Origin of the sequence: Pseudomonas sp. NPDC096950 (genome assembly GCF_044762525.1) — a bacterium.
Classification (GTDB): Bacteria; Pseudomonadota; Gammaproteobacteria; order Pseudomonadales; family Pseudomonadaceae; genus Aquipseudomonas.
Genome location: NZ_JBIWEL010000010.1, coordinates 97,853 through 116,240, shown reverse-complemented (window position 1 = coordinate 116,240; position 18,388 = coordinate 97,853). Strand labels below are relative to the sequence as shown.

13 protein-coding genes and 2 pseudogenes are annotated in these 18,388 nt (G+C 60.0%); 7 read left to right on the top strand and 8 right to left on the bottom strand.

Annotated elements, in window-relative coordinates; translation table 11 throughout:
- Position 1: 1 nt before the first annotated feature.
- The 3 genes from ACIQY3_RS17240 to fdnG are packed head-to-tail and all read right to left on the bottom strand — an operon-like array spanning position 2 to position 4,653.
- The gene (locus ACIQY3_RS17240; protein ID WP_403021511.1) at positions 2-655 is read right to left on the bottom strand and encodes a formate dehydrogenase subunit gamma; all 654 of its coding nucleotides are present in this window, start codon (positions 653-655) and stop codon (positions 2-4) included.
- The gene (gene fdxH / locus ACIQY3_RS17235) at positions 652-1,587 is read right to left on the bottom strand and encodes a formate dehydrogenase subunit beta (protein WP_403021508.1); all 936 of its coding nucleotides are present in this window, start codon (positions 1,585-1,587) and stop codon (positions 652-654) included. The genes ACIQY3_RS17240 and fdxH overlap by 4 nt, the downstream gene beginning before the upstream one ends.
- Positions 1,588-4,653, bottom strand: a complete 3,066-nt coding sequence (gene fdnG, locus ACIQY3_RS17230) for a formate dehydrogenase-N subunit alpha (protein ID WP_403021506.1) — start codon at positions 4,651-4,653, stop codon at positions 1,588-1,590.
- Positions 4,654-4,941: 288 nt separating this feature from the next.
- Here fdnG and ACIQY3_RS17225 point away from each other — a divergent pair, with 288 nt between their 5' ends.
- The 6 genes and pseudogenes from ACIQY3_RS17225 (at position 4,942) to ACIQY3_RS17200 (ending at position 10,051) form a co-directional block, all read left to right on the top strand.
- Complete coding sequence (locus tag ACIQY3_RS17225; protein WP_403021504.1) at positions 4,942-6,090, top strand: MalY/PatB family protein; 1,149 nt, start codon at positions 4,942-4,944, stop codon at positions 6,088-6,090.
- Between the two features lie 244 nt (positions 6,091-6,334).
- A complete protein-coding gene (locus ACIQY3_RS17220; RefSeq protein WP_403021501.1) occupies positions 6,335-7,192 on the top strand; it encodes an SDR family oxidoreductase in 858 nt (285 codons plus the stop codon).
- Between the two features lie 78 nt (positions 7,193-7,270).
- Positions 7,271-7,444, top strand: a pseudogene (locus ACIQY3_RS17215) (Yip1 family protein); the annotation flags it as partial.
- Positions 7,445-7,538: 94 nt separating this feature from the next.
- The gene (locus ACIQY3_RS17210; protein WP_403021498.1) at positions 7,539-8,885 is read left to right on the top strand and encodes a cation:proton antiporter; all 1,347 of its coding nucleotides are present in this window, start codon (positions 7,539-7,541) and stop codon (positions 8,883-8,885) included.
- Between the two features lie 129 nt (positions 8,886-9,014).
- Entirely contained in the window at positions 9,015-9,314 is a 300-nt protein-coding gene (locus ACIQY3_RS17205) for a hypothetical protein (RefSeq protein WP_403021496.1), read from the top strand.
- Positions 9,315-9,574: 260 nt separating this feature from the next.
- On the top strand, positions 9,575-10,051 hold the full coding sequence (locus ACIQY3_RS17200; RefSeq protein ID WP_054614760.1) for a hemerythrin domain-containing protein: 477 nt from the start codon (positions 9,575-9,577) through the stop codon (positions 10,049-10,051).
- A 107-nt stretch (positions 10,052-10,158) separates the two neighbouring features.
- Here the strand turns inward: ACIQY3_RS17200 and ACIQY3_RS17195 are convergent, their stop codons facing one another.
- Together ACIQY3_RS17195 and ACIQY3_RS17190 are read right to left on the bottom strand one after the other, a co-directional pair.
- Positions 10,159-10,695, bottom strand: a complete 537-nt coding sequence (locus ACIQY3_RS17195) for a hypothetical protein (RefSeq protein ID WP_163910447.1) — start codon at positions 10,693-10,695, stop codon at positions 10,159-10,161.
- 73 nt (positions 10,696-10,768) lie between these two features.
- Positions 10,769-12,691 carry a PAS domain S-box protein gene (locus ACIQY3_RS17190; RefSeq protein WP_403021492.1) on the bottom strand — a complete coding sequence of 641 codons (1,923 nt, stop codon included), beginning with the start codon at positions 12,689-12,691 and terminating at the stop codon, positions 10,769-10,771.
- A 157-nt stretch (positions 12,692-12,848) separates the two neighbouring features.
- On the opposite strand from ACIQY3_RS17190, the gene ACIQY3_RS17185 reads away from it, so the two are divergent.
- On the top strand, positions 12,849-13,601 hold the full coding sequence (locus ACIQY3_RS17185; protein ID WP_403021489.1) for a type 1 glutamine amidotransferase domain-containing protein: 753 nt from the start codon (positions 12,849-12,851) through the stop codon (positions 13,599-13,601).
- Here ACIQY3_RS17185 and ACIQY3_RS17180 read toward each other — a convergent pair.
- The 3 genes and pseudogenes from ACIQY3_RS17180 to ACIQY3_RS17170 form a co-directional block, all read right to left on the bottom strand.
- Positions 13,582-14,161 (bottom strand): annotated as a pseudogene (locus tag ACIQY3_RS17180) (zeta toxin family protein). The gene ACIQY3_RS17185 and the pseudogene ACIQY3_RS17180 sit on opposite strands and share 20 nt — an antisense overlap.
- A 172-nt stretch (positions 14,162-14,333) precedes the next feature.
- A complete protein-coding gene (locus ACIQY3_RS17175; protein ID WP_403021487.1) occupies positions 14,334-16,610 on the bottom strand; it encodes an ATP-dependent DNA helicase in 2,277 nt (758 codons plus the stop codon).
- On the bottom strand, positions 16,607-18,274 hold the full coding sequence (locus ACIQY3_RS17170; RefSeq protein WP_403021484.1) for a VRR-NUC domain-containing protein: 1,668 nt from the start codon (positions 18,272-18,274) through the stop codon (positions 16,607-16,609). Before ACIQY3_RS17170 ends, ACIQY3_RS17175 begins: the two co-directional genes overlap by 4 nt.
- Between the last annotated feature and the right edge of the window lie 114 nt (positions 18,275-18,388).

Below are 18,388 nucleotides of genomic sequence, written 5' to 3'. Positions count from 1 at the left end.
TTTATCCTTTTTTGCTGATCGGCCGTTCGGGATGTTCGTCGCGGGTCACTACGCGATACCAGAGTTCATGGTGCTTCCTGGCCCAGGCGCGGCTGACCCAACCGTGCACCATCGCGCTGATCGAACCCTTGATCCAGATCCCGGCGTAGATGTGCACGATGATGCTCAACACCAGCACAAACCCCACCAGCGCATGCAACAGCATGGCCCAGCGAATGGTGGTGATGCCGAAATACACGCTGAAATACGCGCGCCAGATCACCAACCCCGTGAACAACAACCCTAACATGCATAACAGCAACGTCCAGAACAGCAGCTTCTGGCCGGGGTTGTACTTGCCGATCGGTGGCACGCCCTCTTCTTCGTTCTTGATCACCCGATTGATGCGCTTGAGCCATAGCCCATCGTTGGGAATGAAGAAGTTAGCCCGCCAGAAACGAATCACCAAGCCGAGGAACAGCACAAACATCAGCACGCCCATGAACGGATGCAAAATCCGCGTCCACGGCCCGCCGCCAAACAGGTTGCTCAGCCAGAACAGCGCCGGGTGAAACAGTGCCAGCCCGGACAGCGCGGCCATGAAAAACAGGATCGCCACCAACCAGTGATTGGTGCGCTGGTTGGCGGTGTAGCGCAGGATCTGCTTGCGGATCATGGTCTGTCCTCCCCGCGCGGATCAAAGGTGTGCACCGATGGATCGACTTCGTGCACCGCCGGATCTTTGTACGGTGGTAGTTCGTCTTCTTCCACGATTTGCGGTCCGATGCGCACGTAATGGAAGAACCCGGCCAGCACCGCCAAACCCATGGCCAGCAAGCCCAGGGGTTTGCTCACGCCTTTCCACAAGCCCACCAACGGGCTGATTTCCGGATCCTTCGCCAGTCCCGCGTAAAGCTGCGGCGTGTCGGCATGGTGCAGCACGTACATCACATGGGTGCCGCCAACCCCGGCCGGGTCATACAGACCGGCGTTTTCAAAGCCACGGCTCTTGAGATCGACGATGCGCTCGGCGGCGTGTTCCTTCATATCGTCCTTGGTGCCGAAGACGATGGCGCCGGTCGGGCAGGTTTTCACGCAGGCCGGTTCCAGCCCGACCGCGACCCGATCCGAACACAGCGTGCACTTGTAGGCCTTGTGGTCCTTTTGCGAGATGCGCGGGATGTTGAACGGGCACCCGGTGATGCAATAGCCGCAGCCGATGCAATGGTCCTGATCGAAATCGACGATGCCGTTGGCGTGCTTGATGATTGCCCCCGGGCTCGGGCACGCCGCCAGGCAACCGGGCTCGGCGCAGTGCATGCAGCCGTCCTTGCGGATCAGCCATTCGAGGTTGCCAGCGTCAGTTTCGTGCTCGGTGAAGCGCATCAGGGTCCAGGTTTCCGCCGTCAGGTCCTGGGGATTGTCGTAGGTGCCGAGGTTGTGGCCGACGTCGTCACGCAACTCGTTCCATTCCGAGCAGGCGACCTGGCAGGCCTTGCAGCCGATGCACTTGGTGGTGTCGATCAGCTTCGCCACTTCCTCCTGATTGCGCGCCGAGGGCGGCACAGTCGTGGTGGCCGAGCGAGCAATAATGTCTTGGCTGGCCATTTAGACTTTCTCCACGTTGACCAGGAATGACTTGGATTCCGGGGTCTGAGTGTTGCCATCGCCGAGGAACGGCACCAGGGTGTTAGTCAGGTAACCGTGACGCGTCTGCCCGGTGAATCCCCAGTGCAACGGGATACCTATCTGATGCACCACCTGGCCGTTGACCTGCAGCGGACGAATGCGCTTGGTCACCACCGCCACCGCTTCGATAAAGCCCCGCTTGCTGCTGACCCGCACCTTGTCACCGGCGACGATGCCCTTCTCTTTCGCCAGCACTTCGCCGATCTCGACGAACTGCTCCGGCTGGGCGATCGCGTTGAGCTTGCAGTGCTTGCTCCAGAAGTGGAAATGCTCGGTCAGCCGATAACTGGTGGCGGCGTACGGGTAATCCTTGGCCACGCCCAGGGTGTCCCACACCGAATCGAAGATCCGCGCCGCCGGGTTGCTGGTGGCCTTCTTGTTGTTCGGGTGCAGCGGGTTGATGCCGATCGGGGTTTCGAACGGCTCGTAGTGCTCGGGGAATGGTCCTTCGTTCATCTTGTCCACGGCGAAGAACCGGGCCACGCCTTCGGGGTTCATGATGAACGGGTTCATTCCGGCCTCCGGCGCCGAATCGACCTTGAAGTCCGGCACATCGGTGCCGCCCCAGGCCTTGCCGTTCCACCACACCAGGCGTTTTTTCTCGTCCCATGGCTTGCCTTGTGGGTCGGCGGAAGCGCGGTTGTAGAGAATCCGCCGGTTCGCCGGCCAGGCCCAGGCCCAGCCCAGGTGTTGCTTCATGCCATAGGGGTCGCTGTTGTCGCGGCGGGCCATCTGGTTACCGGATTCGGTCCAGCTGCCGCAGAAAATCCAGCAGCCGGACGCAGTGCTGCCGTCGTCCTTGAGCTGCGCAAACCCGGCCAGTTGTGCGTTGCCCTTGATCGCCGCGCCGGTGGCATCGGTGAAATCGGTGGTGGCAACGCCGTTGATTTCCCTGGCCAGTTCTTCCGGCGATGGTTCGTCGGGGATTTTGTACGGCCAGGTCAATTTCAGGATCGGCTCGGGATACGCCCCGCCATCCGCCAGATAACGCTTGCGCAGGCGCAGGAACAACTCGCCCATGATCTTGATGTCGGTCAGCGCTTCCCCCGGCCCGTCGGCGCCTTTCCAGTGCCATTGCAGCCAGCGGCTGCTGTTGACCAGCGAACCGTCCTCTTCGGCGAAACAGGTGGTCGGCAGGCGAATGACTTCGGTCTGGATGTTGGCGCTGCTCACGTCGTTGTACGGCCCGACGTTTTTCCAGAATTCCGAGGTTTCGGTGGACAGCGGGTCCATCACCACCAGCCATTTCAGCTTGGCGAGCGCCGCCATCACGCGGTTTTTGTCCGGCAACGCGGCAATCGGGTTGAAGCCCTGGCACATATAGCCGTTGACCTTGCCCTGGCCCATCAGGTCGAACATTTTCAGGATGTCGTAGTTGGGGATGTCGAGTTTCGGCAGGTAGTCGTAGGCCCAATGGTTCTCGGCGGTGGCGTTGTTGCCGTACCAGGACTTCATCAGGCTGACGTGGAACTTGCTGTAGTTCTGCCAGTACGACAGCTGCCCTGGCCGCAAGGGTTTTTGCGTGCGTTTGGTGATGTAGGCGTCGTAATCCTGCTCGGCGTCCAGGCCCAGGGTCAAATAACCGGGAAGCGAATTGGAGAGCAAGCCGAGATCGGTCAGGCCCTGAATGTTGGAGTGCCCACGCAACGCGTTGACCCCGCCGCCGGGCATGCCGACGTTGCCCAGCAGCAATTGCACCATCGCCGCGCTGCGGATGATCTGCGAGCCGATGGAATGCTGGGTCCAGCCCAGGGCGTAGAGAATCGTCATGGTCTTGCCCGGTTGCGAGCAGGTGGCGATTTCTTCCCAGATTTTCTTGATCGCCTCCACGGGCATGCCGCAGATCTGGCTGGCCAGGTCGATGTTGTAGCGGCTGTAGTGGGTTTTCATCAGTTGGTAGACGCAGTGTGGGTCTTGCAGGGTTGGATCGACTTTGGCAAAGCCGTCCTCGCCGATTTCATAGCCCCAGCCAGACTTGTCGGTGTACAGGCGTTTTTCCGCGTCGTAGCCACTGAAAATCCCGTCCTCGAAGCCGTACCCGGCTTTGACGATGAACGATACGTCGGTGTAATTGCGCACATATTCGTGCTGGATCTTGTCTTCGGTCAGCAGGTAATTGATCAGCCCGCCCATGAAGGCAATGTCGGTGCCAGTGCGGATCGGCGCGTAATAGTCGGCCACGGACGCGGTGCGGGTGAATCGCGGATCGACCACGATCAGTCGCGCCTTGTTATGCGCCTTGGCTTCGGTCACCCATTTGAAACCGCAAGGGTGCGCTTCTGCTGCGTTGCCGCCCATCACCAGGATCAGGTTCGCGTTGGCGATGTCGGTCCAGGTATTGGTCATGGCACCACGGCCGTACGTCGGGGCAAGACTTGCCACCGTCGGACCGTGTCAGACACGCGCCTGGTTATCGAACCCCAGCATGCCCAGACTGCGAATCACCTTGTGGGTGATGTAGCCCGCTTCGTTGGACGCCGCCGACGCCGCGAGGAACCCGGTGGTCAGCCAACGGTTTACCGTTTGGCCCTGGGCGTTCTTCTCGATGAAATTGGCGTCGCGGTCGGCCTTCATCAGATCGGCCACGCGGTCCAGGGCTTCGTCCCAGGAGATGCGCGTCCATTCGGTGCTACCCGGCTTGCGCACTTGCGGGTACTGCAAGCGGCTGGGGCTGTGAATGAAGTCCAGCAGGCCCGCGCCTTTCGGGCACAGAGTGCCGCGGTTGACCGGGTGATCGGCGTCGCCTTCGATGTGGATGATGCTCTGGGCGACGTTCTTGGCCTGGTCGCCCTGGCTGTACATGATCAAGCCGCAACCCACCGAGCAATACGGGCAGGTGTTGCGGGTTTCATGGGTGTGGGCGAGTTTGAAATGACGCACTTGCTCGGCAAAGGCCGGCGCCGGGAGCATGCCCAGCGCGCCGAGGCTCGAGCCTGCAAGGCCGATACCGGCGACCTTGAAGAACTGACGACGGTTGAGGTCCATCGTGCACTCCTTATATCTGGACAAATTCATTTCAAACTTTAGGCCAGTGAAACAGCGGCCCAGATGAAAACCGACCGTCGGCACAACCCCGATCGAAATGTGGGAGCGGGCTTGCTCGCGAAAGCGGTGGGTCAGTCAATGAGGATGTTGAATGTGCCGCCGCCTTCGCGAGCAAGCCCGCTCCCACAGGGGATGGTGTCCTGATTATTTTTGTGAGGTGTCACCAGAGATGAACGTTGGGGATTATCATGCCGCCATGATTCCTCCCCACCCTTTATGAGACTGAGCATGACCTTCGATTTCGATCAGGTGTTCGACCGCCACGCAACCGGCAGTACCAAATGGAGCCGGTACCCGGCCGACGTGTTGCCGATGTGGGTCGCGGACATGGATTTCGCCGCGCCGCCGGTGATCATCCAGGCCCTGCAAAAACGCCTGGAACACCCGTTGCTCGGCTACAGCGTGGCGCCGGAGAACCTGCGCGACGCCATCGTCGCCGACCTCTGGAACAAATACGCCTGGCACGTCCTGCCCCAGGAAATCGTGTTTCTGCCGGGGGTGGAATCGGGTTTCAACATGGCGCTGAATGCGCTGGTCGAGCCGCAGCAGAACGTCGTGGTGCAGACGCCCAACTACCCGCCCCTACGGCATGCGCCGGGGCATTGGGGCTTGAACAAGGTTGAGCTGGAATTTGTCGCCCAGGCCGACGGTTCCTACGCCACGCCGCTGGATGCGTTGCGCGAATCCCTGACCGGTGGCGGCGCATTGTTGCTGAGCAACCCGCACAACCCGCTGGGCAAGGTGTTCCCCCGGGAAGAACTGCAAGCCGTGGCGGATATCTGCCTGCAACAGAACGCCTGGATCATCTCCGACGAGATTCACGCCGAGTTGTGCTACGACGGGCGTGTACACATTCCTACCGCATCCCTGAGCCCGGAAGTTGCCAAACGCACGATCACCCTGATGTCGGCGAGCAAGGCGTACAACATCGCCGGTTTGAAGACCTCGTTCATGATCATTCAGGACCCGGCGCTGCTTTCGCGGGTCAACCATGCCCGTTGCGGTCTGGTGGACAGCGTCAATCCGCTGGGTCTGGAAGCTACGCGTGTGGCCTACACCGAGGGTGGGCCGTGGCTTGCTGAACTGATGACCTATCTGCACAGCAACCGTGATTATCTGGTGAACGCAGTGCGCACCCGACTGCCGGGCGTGACCATCAACGTGCCACAAGGCACTTACCTGGCGTGGCTCGATTGCACGGCGCTGGGGCTGGACGATCCGCAGCGGTTCTTCCTTGAACAGGCCAAAGTCGGCTTGAGCGCCGGCCTGGATTTCGGTGATCACAGCAAACAGTTCGTGCGCCTGAACTTCGGCTGTCCGCGGGCGCTGCTGGAAGAAGGGATTGCGCGGATGGAGCGCAGCTTGCTCAACAAGTGAAAATCCCCTCCCCCTGTGGGAGCGGGCTTGCTCGCGAAAGCGGTGTGTCAGTGGACATAAATGCTGACTGACACGACGCCTTCGCGAGCAAGCCCGCTCCCACAGGGGATTTGTGTGTTTTGTGATATTTGCGCTCCAAGATCCGCCATCCGAAATCCAACCGAACTCCACGCAAAAGCCCAGGGTCAACCCTCCAGGAGCGGCATCTGCCCTCGCCTTTGTGCCTTGAGACTGGAGATCGATGATGACTGACTACCCAAAACCGCCCTTCGCGAAACAACCGCAATCCGTGCCCGGCTCGCAAAAGAAAATGGACCCGTACCCCGACTGCGGCGAGCAGAGCTACAGGGGTTCCGGCCGACTGGCGGGCAAGATCGCCCTGATCACTGGCGGCGACAGTGGCATCGGGCGCGCCGTGGCGATTGCCTTCGCCCGGGAAGGCGCCGACGTGGCCATCGCCTACCTGAATGAACACGAAGACGCCGAGGAAACCGCTCGCTGGGTCGAACAGGCCGGGCGCCAATGCCTGCTGCTGCCGGGGGATCTGGCGCAAAAAGCTCAGTGCTATGACATCGTCAGCAAAACCGTCGAGCGCTTCGGGCATATCGACGTCCTGGTCAACAACGCCGCGTTCCAGATGACCCATCAGAATTTCGAAGACATCCCCGACGAAGAATGGGTGATGACCTTCGACGTCAACATCACCGCCATCTTCCGCATCTGCCAGGCCGCACTGAAGCACATGAAGGCCGGCGGCTCGATCATCAACACCAGTTCGGTCAACTCCGACATGCCCAAGCCGACCCTCCTCCCGTACGCCACGACCAAGGGCGCCATCGCCAATTTCACCGGCGGCCTGGCGCAGATGCTCGGGCCGAAAGGCATTCGGGTGAACAGCGTGGCACCCGGCCCGATCTGGACGCCGCTGATCGTCTCGACCATGACCGATGAAGAGGTGCAGAACTTTGGCGGCGAGACACCGCTCGGGCGGCCGGGCCAACCGGTGGAAGTCGCGCCGATCTATGTGCTGCTGGCATCGGACGAGGCCAGCTACATCACCGGCCAGCGCTATGGCGTGACGGGTGGCAAACCGATTCTTTAAATGGAACCCGCCACCGACTCCAGAACTCAACACTGTATAGGCCTGCCCATGGCGGGCCTTTGCTATCTGGAGGTCGTCATGTCCGCACCTATTATCAAGCTGTTTACCCAACCCAATTACGCCTGGACGGATATCCGTCACGAGGAAGAAGAGCATCCACGGCACTACCTCGCGCATCTGGTGCTGCTGGCCCTGATCCCCGCGGTGTGCCTGTATATCGGGACCACGTATCTGGTGACGATCCTGGTGGAAATGATCCTGCTGTGGACTAACGTCCTGGCCCCTGAATACCTGCGCGCGACCGTCGGTTGAGCCTGTCAATGCACCCACCCAGCGAGCGTCCGGCATGAGCTTCACGATATGGGTGGCGGTGTTGGGTGCGGTGCTGCTGACGCTGGCGCTGACTTCGTCGTTCCTGCGCTGGATGCCGGTGACCACCTCGGCGGTCTGCCTGGCGCTCGGGGTAGGCATCGGCCCGGCGGGCATGGGTTTGCTTAAACTGGACATCAAGGACGCGTCGAACTGGATGGAGCACCTGACGGAAGTCGCGGTGCTCTTTTCGCTGTTTGTCTGCGGGTTGAAGTTGCGTTTGCCGCTCAGGGATCGCAAGTGGCGAGTCGCGTTCGGTCTCGCCGGGCCGGTAATGCTGTTGAGCATTGCCGGCGTGTGCCTGTTGCTGCATTACGGCCTGGATCTGGCGTGGGGGCCATCGTTGCTGATCGGCGCGATCCTGGCGCCCACCGACCCGGTGCTGGCCTCGTTGGTGCAGGTCAATGACGCCAAGGATTACGATCCGGTGCGTTTCGGGCTCTCGGGTGAAGCCGGGCTGAACGATGGGGTCGCGTTTCCGTTCGTCATCCTCGGTTTGCTGTTTTTGCAGCAGAGTGGAAATTCCAGCGCCTGGCTCGATGACTGGGCCTTGAAAAGCCTGTTATGGGCGGTGCCTGCCGGGTTGCTGACCGGCTACTGGATGGGCCACGGCATCGGTCGCGTGACGTTGTCGATGCGTATCCGCAATGCCGACAGCACCTTCTCCCCCAACGATTACCTGACTCTGGCCCTGATTGCCCTGGCCTATGTGGCGGCCGAGTCGATTCATGGCTACGGTTTTCTGTCGGTGTTCGCTGCGGGTTTGGGGCTACGGCAAGCCGAGGTCAAATCCACCGGTGACACCCAGACCCCGGCCGAGCATCTGGTGCAGCCGGTGGTCGGTCACCAGAACGTCGAGCCTGAGTTGGCAGTACACGGCGACGTCGAGAATCTGGAAGACACCCAAGTCGCGGCCGGCATCATGATGGGCGACATGCTCGCCTTCGGCAGCCTGGTGGAACGGGCCATGGAAGTGTTCCTGGTGACGTTGCTCGGGGTGGTGCTGGTGGCGCATTGGGACTGGCGCGCGCTGGTGATTGCGGCGGTGTTGTTCTGTGTGATTCGGCCCTTGAGCGTGTGGCTTATTCCCTGGGGAGGATTGCTTGACCGGCGCCAGCGTTCATTGATCGGCTGGTTTGGCATTCGCGGCATCGGTAGTTTTTATTACCTGTTCTACGTGTTGAACCACGATCTTCCGCCTTCCGTGGCGACTCTGTGTACCGACCTGACGCTGTCGGTGGTGGCGTTGAGCATTCTGATTCATGGCATCAGCACCCAACCGATGCTGGCCCGTTATGAACGACTGAATAATCAAAAATCCTGATTGCTTTTACGATAGCAAGCTATGTATCCATCCATTTTTCCGCCCGAAAATAATGAAATTTCCGCCAAATGCCAACAGTCACACCTTTATCCAGCCCTCGTGGCTCCCCCCAGAATTAAGGTGAACGCTATGCAGTACTACTCGGCCCCGGTGCATCCACAGGCTTGCCGCGACTTCGCACTTGAATGCAATCGTCAATTGTTCGAAGACGCGCATCGATTGAGCCAGGAAGCATTTGAACTGCTGGAAAAAGTCGAGCTGGATGCTGAATTGTTCACGCAATATCAGGCACTGCGGCACAAGGCGGATGCGAAATTTCAGGAAGCGATCGATCATCTGCGCCTGATTGAAGAAGAGTTTCCGTCGACCCAGGCCCTGGCGTTGCTGCATGCCCGATCCACTGGCGAGGGTTTTGATTCACGCATTTGAAGCCGTCAAAAAAGATCGCCGCCCTTGGCAGGAATGACTGAAGGCGGCGATCTTTTTTTGAGACCGCGATTTGCATTGGGCAACAGCGTCAATTCATGCATCTTGCATGGCAAAAATACCTTACAGCCATCTCAACTGATTGTTTTAAATGGTTTTTTATCAATCAATAAATGAGGCACGAGAAATGCTCTTGCACTGTAAGCGACTGACGGCAACCCGATCGTCTGCGCTGCCCAGTGATTAAACCAAGAGGTTCGACCATGAACGCCATTGACCTGTTGAAAGCCGACCACGAACGCGTAAAAGGCATCCTCGGCCAGTTGAGTGAGTCCACGGAACGCGCGGTGAAAAAACGCACGGAGTTGATCGCCAAGCTGGAAATGGAGATCACCATCCACACCCGTCTGGAAGAAGAAGTGCTCTACCCCGCCTACAAAAAGGCCGGTGGCAAAGAGCAGGAAGTCATGTACTACGAAGCCAAGGAAGAACACCGGACCGTGGATTCCCTGGTGCTGCCAGACCTGAAAACTACCGACCCTTCGACCCCCGAGTTCTCGGGCCGGGTGAAAGTGGTCAAGGAACTGCTGGAACACCACATCGAGGAGGAAGAAACCGAGATGTTCCCGCAAGCCAAGAAGCTGCTGGGCAAAGCCACGCTTGAAGAGCTGGGGCAGCAGATGGAAATGCTCAAGGTTCAGTACAAGAAGGAAATGACGGCGGCTAATCTGGCGGCGTGATGCTTGCAACACTCAACCATGGCAAGGGAGATAGCTGTGGTGAAGGGGCTTGCTGTGGCGAGGGAGCTTGCTCCCTCGCCACAACAGCGCTTGCAACTCAAATTCAATCAAGCCCCCGGATTCGTGACCTGGATGTAGAACGAGTAACTACCCAACAACATCCAGAACGTCGCAAAAATCCAAGGTGTGCGCACCGAGAACAGCAGCGACTTGCGATAGCCCTTGTGGCTCGACTCTGTTTCGGCGAACAGCGGCGATTCATCGTAGGCCAATCCCATCAGCGGTTCGCTGTCCAGCAACTGGCTTTGCTTGAAGTGCCAGTGGTCGATGATGTCGTACGCCGCCCGAATGCCCGGCCAGGCGTTCAACGAGCTGAGCACGCCCAGCAACGCCAAAAACGGTGGCACCACCAGGGTGAACAGCTTGCCCCACTCTGGATTGAGGTTGGACATGCAGGACGCAAAGGCAATCACCAGAAACGATTGCGCCGCCAGATAAGCATCGGTGCGGTTGGCCAGGATGCTGGTTTCGTACTGGATTTCCCGGCGATAGAAATCCAGGCGTTCCTTGGGCGAGCCGAACATCTTGGCGTTGTGTTCGTTCAGCGCTTCTTCGGCAAGGGTGTCGGTCAGTATTCTTGGCACGGCGCTCACACACAGAGTGGAAAGCGTTTAGAAGAAACCTGCGTTGGCAAAGTTCAGCCCGATTTCCCCCCGGTCATTTCATCGCTTGGGCAATGATCTCCACCAGGTGCAATTGGGTGAACGGTTTGGACAGGCGCGGAAGCTCAGTCACGAAGCCTTCCAGGCGCTCGGCGTAGCCAGTGGCCAAGATAATCGGCAGGTCCGGTTTGCGGTTGCGGATCGCCTGCGCCAGTTGCGCGCCATTCATGTGCGGCATGGCCATGTCAGTGATAACCAGGTCAATGGCCTGGCCAGTTTCGAATGCTTCCAGGGCCTGCACACCGGAGGCCGCACTGATCACCCGATGCCCCAGGTCTTCGAGCAACAAACTGGTGCTGGTCAGCACCAGGCTGTCGTCATCCACCACCAGAACGCTGAGCCCCGGTATGGTCGACATGGCCGGCGCCTCAATCACCGGTGCGGTCATCGAGCCGGGGGTGGCGACAGGCAACCAGAGTTCGGCCGTGGTGCCGGCATCCTTCTGGCTCTTGAGAATGAAACGTCCGCCCAGTTGCGCAATAAAGCCGTGAACCATCGACAAGCCCAGGCCGGTGCCTTTGCCCACGCCTTTGGTGGTGAAGAAAGGATCCGTCGCCGACGCCAGCGTGGTCTGGTCCATGCCTTCCCCGGTATCGGTGACACTCAGGCACACATATCGACCGATCGGCAAGGATGAGCGGGCCGGGTCGCTGACCTCCTCGTTCCTCGCGCTGATGACAATCTTTCCGCCGTCGGGCATGGCATCACGGGCGTTGGTCGCCAGATTCAGCAAAGCCAGTTCAAGTTGATTAATGTCGGCCGCTGCCGGTTCGAGGTCGGGGGCGAAGCGGGTTTCGAGATTCACTGCCGGCCCCAGGGAGCTGCGCAACAGGCCGGTGATCCCTTGAATCAGGGCCGGGATTTCGACCGGTTCGGTCTTGAGTTCCTGACGCCGGGCGAAGGCCAGCATTCGCTGGGTCAGGGAAACGCCACGCAAGGCACCCTGAGTGGCGTTGTCCAGCAAACGCAGGATTTTCGGATCGTCCGACACCCGTTTGCGCACGATTTCCAGGTTGCCGAGGATCACCGTCAGCAGGTTATTGAAGTCGTGGGCAATCCCACCGCTGAGTTGGCCGATGGCCTGCATCTTTTGCGCCTGGAACAGCGCTTCCCGGGTTTGCTCAAGGGCCTGCTGGGCTTGCGTCACTTCGGTGATATCACGGGTGATCTTGGCGAAACCGAGCAGCGTCCCCGTCTCGCCCCAGATCGGGTCCACCACGACATGGGCCAGGAACTGTGTCCCGTCCTTGCGCAGGCGCCAGGCCTTGTTTTCGAACCGCCCTTCCCGCTCCGCGGTTGCCAGCGCCCGTTGCGGTTCGCCGGCTTCGCGGTCCGCGGGGGTGTAGAACATCGAAAAATGCTTGCCGATCACTTCTTCCGGCCGGTAACCCTTGATGCGCTGGGCACCGAGGTTCCAGTTGGTCAGGTGCCCGTCCGGGGAGAGCATGTAGATTGCGTAGTCGGTGACGCTCTGAACCAGCAATCGAAACTGCTGTTCGCTCTGCTTAAGGGTTTCTTCGGCCATTTTGCGGTCGGTGAGGTCGCGGGTGATCTTGGCGAAACCCACCAGCGTGCCTGACGGGTCGATAATCGGATCGATCACCACATGGGACCAGAACAGCGTGCCGTCCTTGCGCACCCGCCAGCCTTCGCCCTCGAAACGACCTTCCGTCCTTGCCGTATCCAGCGCGCGCTGGGGCAGCCCGGCAAGACGATCCGCTTCGGTATAGAACCGCGAGAAATGCTGGCCGAGAATCTCCGCCTCTTCGTAGCCCTTGAAACGCCGGGCGCCGGCATTCCAGCTAGTGATGATGCCATCGGGGTCGATCATGTAGATCGCATAATCCACCACGGAATCGATCAACTGACGAAAACGGCTGTCCTCGACAGCCTTGGTTTTTGTCCGGTCACCGCTCATTGGTCCCTCCCGACGTTATTGTTCTGTGGAGTATGCGACAAACCACAGGATAGGACAGCCGTAATACCCAAGCCTCGGAATGTTGTAGTGGAGTGGCGGTTACAGAACACCTATTCTCGATGCCACCTGCCCCTTCAGGCCAAGGAAACTGCCCTCGATGATTCTGATTCTGTTGCCGACCCGCGATTACGATCCGACTGAAAGCAGCGTGCCCTGGCAGGCCATGCGCCAGGCCGGGATCGAGGTGCGTTTCGCAACACCCGAGGGCGCGCCCGCCTACGCTGACCCGCGTCTGGTAGACCGCGGTTTCGGCCTGTTGAACCCGCTCCTGATGACGCGCAAACCGGATCTTGTCAGTTACGCCCGAATGATCGAGGACGAAGCGTTCCGCCAGCCTTTGGCCTACGCCGATGTCGACCCGGCGCAATTCAGCGGGCTGCTGATTCCCGGCGGCCACGCCCAAGGCATGCGCAGCCTGTTGGAGTCCGGCCAGGCCCGGCGCATTGCCCGGCACTTTTTCCAGACCGACAAACCCGTGGCCGCGATTTGTCACGGCGTGCTGTTGCTGGCCCGCACCCTTGCCCCTGACACCGGGCGCCCGGTCATCGATGGGTACAAGGTCACGGCCCTGGTGGCCAGCACTATGGAAGTCCCGGCCTGGATCCTCACCGCGCTGTGGCTGGGGCGCTATTACCGGACATACCGGCAAACCGTCGAAGCCGAAGTGCGCGCCGCCCTGGGCAAACCTGCGGATTTCCAGCGCGGCCCGTTGATGTCCAAACGCGATTCGGCGGACAAGCCACAACACGGCTTCGTGGTCCGCGACCGGCAGTTGCTGACGGCCCGTTGGCCCGGAGACTGTCATCGCTTTGCCGACGAATGGCTGAACCTTATCGGTACACGTACTTGACGACGTAGGCATACAGATCGTTGTAGACGAAGTCCGGGACATGCTCGGCATAAGTCCCGGTCTTGAGTAGCGCCAGGTGGCATTCCTTGACCATCTCGTCGCGATCCGCCATGGAAAACACGTGGTTATTGATGATCGTGCCATAGGCACTGTAGGCATACGGTGCGGTCACGGCAGTGACCGTCAGCGCACCGCCGGCGGCTTTGGTGTAGGTGCTATGGACACGCAAGGTCCGTTCCTTGAGTGTGCCGAACCAGCTCCCGGACAAACGCGTCGGTATGTTCATAGGCGTGCAAGACACCGAGTTTGATCATGTCCGCGTATTGCGGGTGTTTCTTCCGGTAATCGGGCAGGTACAGGCGCACATAGTTGGTGTAGCGGTTGGAAGGCAGCAGTGACTTTTCCAGCAGCCAGGTTTTACCCGAGCCTTGCAGCCCGGCGACGACCAGTATCTTGGGAATGGTCTCGGCAGTGATGTTGGTCAACAGCGTTGCCATGATCTCAGTGAAAGCCGCAGTGACCTGCGCAGGGGTGTACGTGTAGCTCGGTGCTTGGGACATATCTTGATTTCCTTATCAAAGATTCGGCTGAAAGTGATTGCTGCACCTTCAATAAAGCAGGTATCGCCGATTGTTCAAAAGGGCTTGTTTATCAGGATATATATTTGTTTTTTAAAGAAACTCTTCCTACAAAAAACTCAGAAAAAACCACCATTCCAGCGACATCTATCGCCTACACCGATACGCCCTGACCTACACCCACCGACCACCAGCGCGGCAACAGTTGCTTGACCTTGCTGTCGCCAAACCGGTCATCGATCAGCATCACCACGCCCCGATCCTGCTGGGTGCGAATCACCCGTCCGGCGGCCTGCACCACTTTCTGCACGCCGGGATACAGGTAGGTGTAGTCATAACCGGCGCCGAAAATCGCCGCCATGCGGTGTTTCATTTGTTCGTTGACCGGGTTCAGTTGCGCCAGCCCCAACGTGGCGATAAAGGCGCCGATCAGCCGTGCGCCGGGCAAGTCGATGCCTTCGCCGAACGCCCCGCCCAGCACGGCGAAGCCAACGCCCTGGCTGTGCGCGGTGAATTGGTCGAGAAAGTCCTGACGCTGATGCTCAGCCATGCCCCGGGACTGTGACCACAGCGTGATGTGCGGATGCCGCTCGGCCAGCAACTGCGCCACTTGCTGCAAATAATCGAAACTGCTGAAAAACGCCAGGTAGTTGCCGGGGCGCTCGGTGAACTGCCGCGAGATCAGCTCGACAATCGGCTCAAGGGACGCCTGACGGTGGACGAACCGCGTCGAGATCTGGCTGATGATGCTGACCTGCAACTGATCCGCGTGAAACGGCGACTCCACGTCGATGCACACGGTATTCGCCGGGGTCCCGAGCAGGTCGGCGTAGTAATGCCGAGGGCTCAGGGTCGCGGAAAACAGCACGGTACTGCGCGCCGCCGTCAGGCGTGGGCGGATGAACCCGGCGGGCACCACGTTGCGCAGGCACAGTTGCGACAGGTTGCGTTTGCGTTCGAGGTCGCGCTTGCTGATGTCGAACAGGAACTGCTCATCGAACAGCTCCGCCACCCGGCCAAACTGCAACATGTCGAAGTAGAAATTCTGTAAGGCGCTGTCCAGCCCTTGCGGGTGATCGTTCAGGTAGTCGCCGATGCTCGCGCTGTACGATGACAAGGCCTGGAGCAGTTTTTCCGGGGCCTTGTCGTAGGCTTGATAGGGACTGAGTTGCTGGTCATGCAGGGCGTTCCATTCGCGATTGACCCGCTGCAGGGACTTCTTCAGCGGTTCAGGCGCGGTTTTACGCACGGCGTTGAGGGTCGCCTGGTCAAGACTGGCGCTGTACATCTGCCGCCCGCGTTCCACCAGGTTGTGGGCTTCGTCCACCAACACCGCGACCCGCCAGTTGTTGGCTTGGGCCAGACCGAACAACAAGGCACTGAAGTCGAAGTAATAGTTGTAGTCAGCGACCACCACGTCCGCCCAGCGCGCCATTTCCTGGCTCAGGTAATACGGGCAAACGCTGTGTTCCAGAGCCACGTCACGCAAGGCGCTCTGGTTCAACAGGCTCAACAGGCTGGCGGCCTGGCGCGCGGCGGGCAAGCGGTCGTAGAAACCCTGGGCCAACGGGCAGGATTCGCCGTGGCAGGCCTTGTTCGGGTGTTCGCAAGCCTTGTCCCGGGCGATCATCTCCAGAACCCGCAACGGCGGTGCATCGGCGCTGTCGAGGATCACCTGCGCCGCGTCCAGTGCCAGTTTGCGCCCCGGGGTTTTCGCCGTGAGGAAGAACACCTTGTCCAGTTGCTGCGGCGCCAACGCCTTAAGCATCGGGAACAGCGTGCCGACGGTCTTGCCAATACCCGTGGGCGCCTGCGCCATCAGGCAGCGACCGGTGCTGACCGCTTTGAACACCGATTCGGCCAGGTGTCGCTGACCCGGACGAAACCCGGCATGGGGAAACGCCAAGCCTTGCGCCGCTTGGTTGCGCGCTTCGCGGTGAGCCATTTCCTGCTCGGCCCAATGCAGGAACAACCGGCAGTGGTGCTCAAAGAATGCCTCCAGTTCAGTGGCACGGAAAGCCTCGACCAGACAGGTTTCCTTTTCGCTGACGATATCGAAATACACCAGCGCCACGTTGATTTCGGCCAGTTGCAGCTTCTGGCACATCAGCCAGCCGTAGACCTTGGCCTGGGCCCAATGCAACTGGCGATGGTTGGTCGGTTGCTTGCTCAGGTCGCCGCGGTAGGTTTTGACTTCTTCCATGCAGTTTTGCGTCGGGTCGTAGCCGTCCGCCCTGCCCCTGACCTTCAGCGTATTAAACTGCCCTTCCAGCGCCACTTCGCTCTGGTAACTGTCGTTGCGGCGTGACGCGACGGTGCGATGGCCGACGATGCCTTCCAGCGCGGTGGGTGACGGGGTGAAGCGCAGGTCCAGGTCACCGACCTTGGCGGTGAATTCACACAGCGCCCGCACCGCAATGCTGTAGCTCAAGCGCTCTGCTCCGCCCATTGCACGTAGCACACGGCAATCGGCATCTGGTGTTCGTGGCAGAACTCCAGCCAGCGCAGTTGATTGTCTTGCAGGCGATCGCCGGGGCCTTTGACTTCGATCATGCGGTAGGTCTTGTCCTGCGGCCAGAACTGGATCAGGTCCGGCATGCCGGCGCGATTGGCCTTGATGTCCAGCAACAAGCGGTTGAACCAGTGTTTGAGGTGTTCGGCCGGCAGGCAGTCCAGGGCCTGATCGAGCAATTCTTCGCTCAGCGCCCCCCAGAACACGAACGGCGACTGCACGCCCCACTTGGCCAGGTAGCGCTCGCGGATCGTCTGGCGATAGCGCCCGTCATCCAGTTCGGCAAGGCAGGCCCGGAACAACTCGGCCCGGCGTTCGTGGAAGTCTTCGTTGAGCAAGTCCACCGGCCCGCGCTGGAACGGGTGGAAAAACGCTCCCGGCAACGGCGCGAAAATCGCCGGCCAGCAGAGCAAGCCGAACAGTGAATTGATCAGGCTGTTCTCGACGTAATGCACCGGCGCCGCGTCTTCGGCCAAATGCGCCTGCACGTAATACTCCACCGACAGCGCCAGATCGGTTCGGGGCAACTGCAAGTCCAGGCGCTCCATGGCCCGAGGGGCCGCGCGTTTCATCGGTGGCCCGCCCAACTTGCGCCGCAGCCGTGGCAGCACCCGCAGCAATTTTTGCTGTTCAGTGGCGCTTTCCGGCGACTGCTCGGCGAAAGACGCAAGCTCCAGCGCCAGCGCGTATTCACCGCAACGTTCCAGCACCCGGATCAGCCGCAATCGTGCGCCGGGATAGGCGCATTCGCGGTAGATGCCCAGGGCATTGGCGAAATCCGCGATGCGTTCGCAGTACTGGCCAATCTGGAACAACAACTTGCCCCGCCGCCGTTGCAGCCAGGGATTGCCCAGCGCCAATGCGTTGATCTGCTCGACAACCTCCGCCACCGCTTCACCGGCCTCGAACCGCTGCTGACAGTCATGCAGGAACACACAGGCGTCCACGTCTTCACGGCTGCGCAAGCCTCGGGATTCGGCGCAGAACTCGACTTTTTCATAGGTGTAGATGCCGAGGTCAGCCAGCACGAACTCCGACCAGTCCTGGTAAAGGTTGCCGAAGAACATCAGGCGCAACCGATCGCACAGGCCCATGATGGTCAGGCTGAACAAGCGGTCATCCAGTGTCGGGCACCACTGCGCGAAGCTGCCGGATTCGGGAAACTGCTCGCTCAGCAGCGGCAGCCAATCGGTCTTCTTGCCCTTGGGTTGGTCAATGGCATGGCCCAGGCAGTGAAGGATCTCGGCCTTGAGCAATACGTCGAACACGTCCTCTATAAACAGTGGCGACTGCTCATCGATCCAGCCCAGTTCCAGCAGCGGACCGGCAGCGCTGGCGATATCGCCAATCTCGACATAATGCAGCTTGCCGGCCCGGAAATGCAGGCCCTTGCGCATCACCATCCGCACCAGCAGTGCCCGGGATTCACGGGGCAGCCGATTGAACTCAAGAATGAAATGCTGCTCTTCCGGGCTCAACACGTCGGCATAGCGATGCTCAAGCCAATCAAGCACTTGCATGAAGTTGTTCAAGTAATAGAACGGATCGTCGAGCGGGTTTGCAGTCACAGGAAATTGGGCCATGGCGAGCGAGTACTGGTTATGCGTACAGATACCAGCACGACCGGTGCGGTGCAAATGGAAAAGGATGGGCGGCGCGGCTAATCGAGCATTTTTCAGGTGACCATCGAACTTTCT

What these genes read in the sequence shown, in the direction of transcription:
- ACIQY3_RS17170 (WP_403021484.1), bottom strand. Translation starts at nt 18,274, where the DNA reads ATGGCCCAATTTCCTGTGACTGCAAACCCGCTCGACGATCCGTTCTAT.
- ACIQY3_RS17185 (WP_403021489.1), top strand. Translation starts at nt 12,849, where the DNA reads ATGATTCTGATTCTGTTGCCGACCCGCGATTACGATCCGACTGAAAGC.
- ACIQY3_RS17205 (WP_403021496.1), top strand. Translation starts at nt 9,015, where the DNA reads ATGCAGTACTACTCGGCCCCGGTGCATCCACAGGCTTGCCGCGACTTC.
- ACIQY3_RS17240 (WP_403021511.1), bottom strand. Translation starts at nt 655, where the DNA reads ATGATCCGCAAGCAGATCCTGCGCTACACCGCCAACCAGCGCACCAAT.
- ACIQY3_RS17200 (WP_054614760.1), top strand. Translation starts at nt 9,575, where the DNA reads ATGAACGCCATTGACCTGTTGAAAGCCGACCACGAACGCGTAAAAGGC.
- ACIQY3_RS17190 (WP_403021492.1), bottom strand. Translation starts at nt 12,691, where the DNA reads ATGAGCGGTGACCGGACAAAAACCAAGGCTGTCGAGGACAGCCGTTTT.
- ACIQY3_RS17220 (WP_403021501.1), top strand. Translation starts at nt 6,335, where the DNA reads ATGACTGACTACCCAAAACCGCCCTTCGCGAAACAACCGCAATCCGTG.
- fdxH (WP_403021508.1), bottom strand. Translation starts at nt 1,587, where the DNA reads ATGGCCAGCCAAGACATTATTGCTCGCTCGGCCACCACGACTGTGCCG.
- ACIQY3_RS17225 (WP_403021504.1), top strand. Translation starts at nt 4,942, where the DNA reads ATGACCTTCGATTTCGATCAGGTGTTCGACCGCCACGCAACCGGCAGT.
- ACIQY3_RS17210 (WP_403021498.1), top strand. Translation starts at nt 7,539, where the DNA reads ATGAGCTTCACGATATGGGTGGCGGTGTTGGGTGCGGTGCTGCTGACG.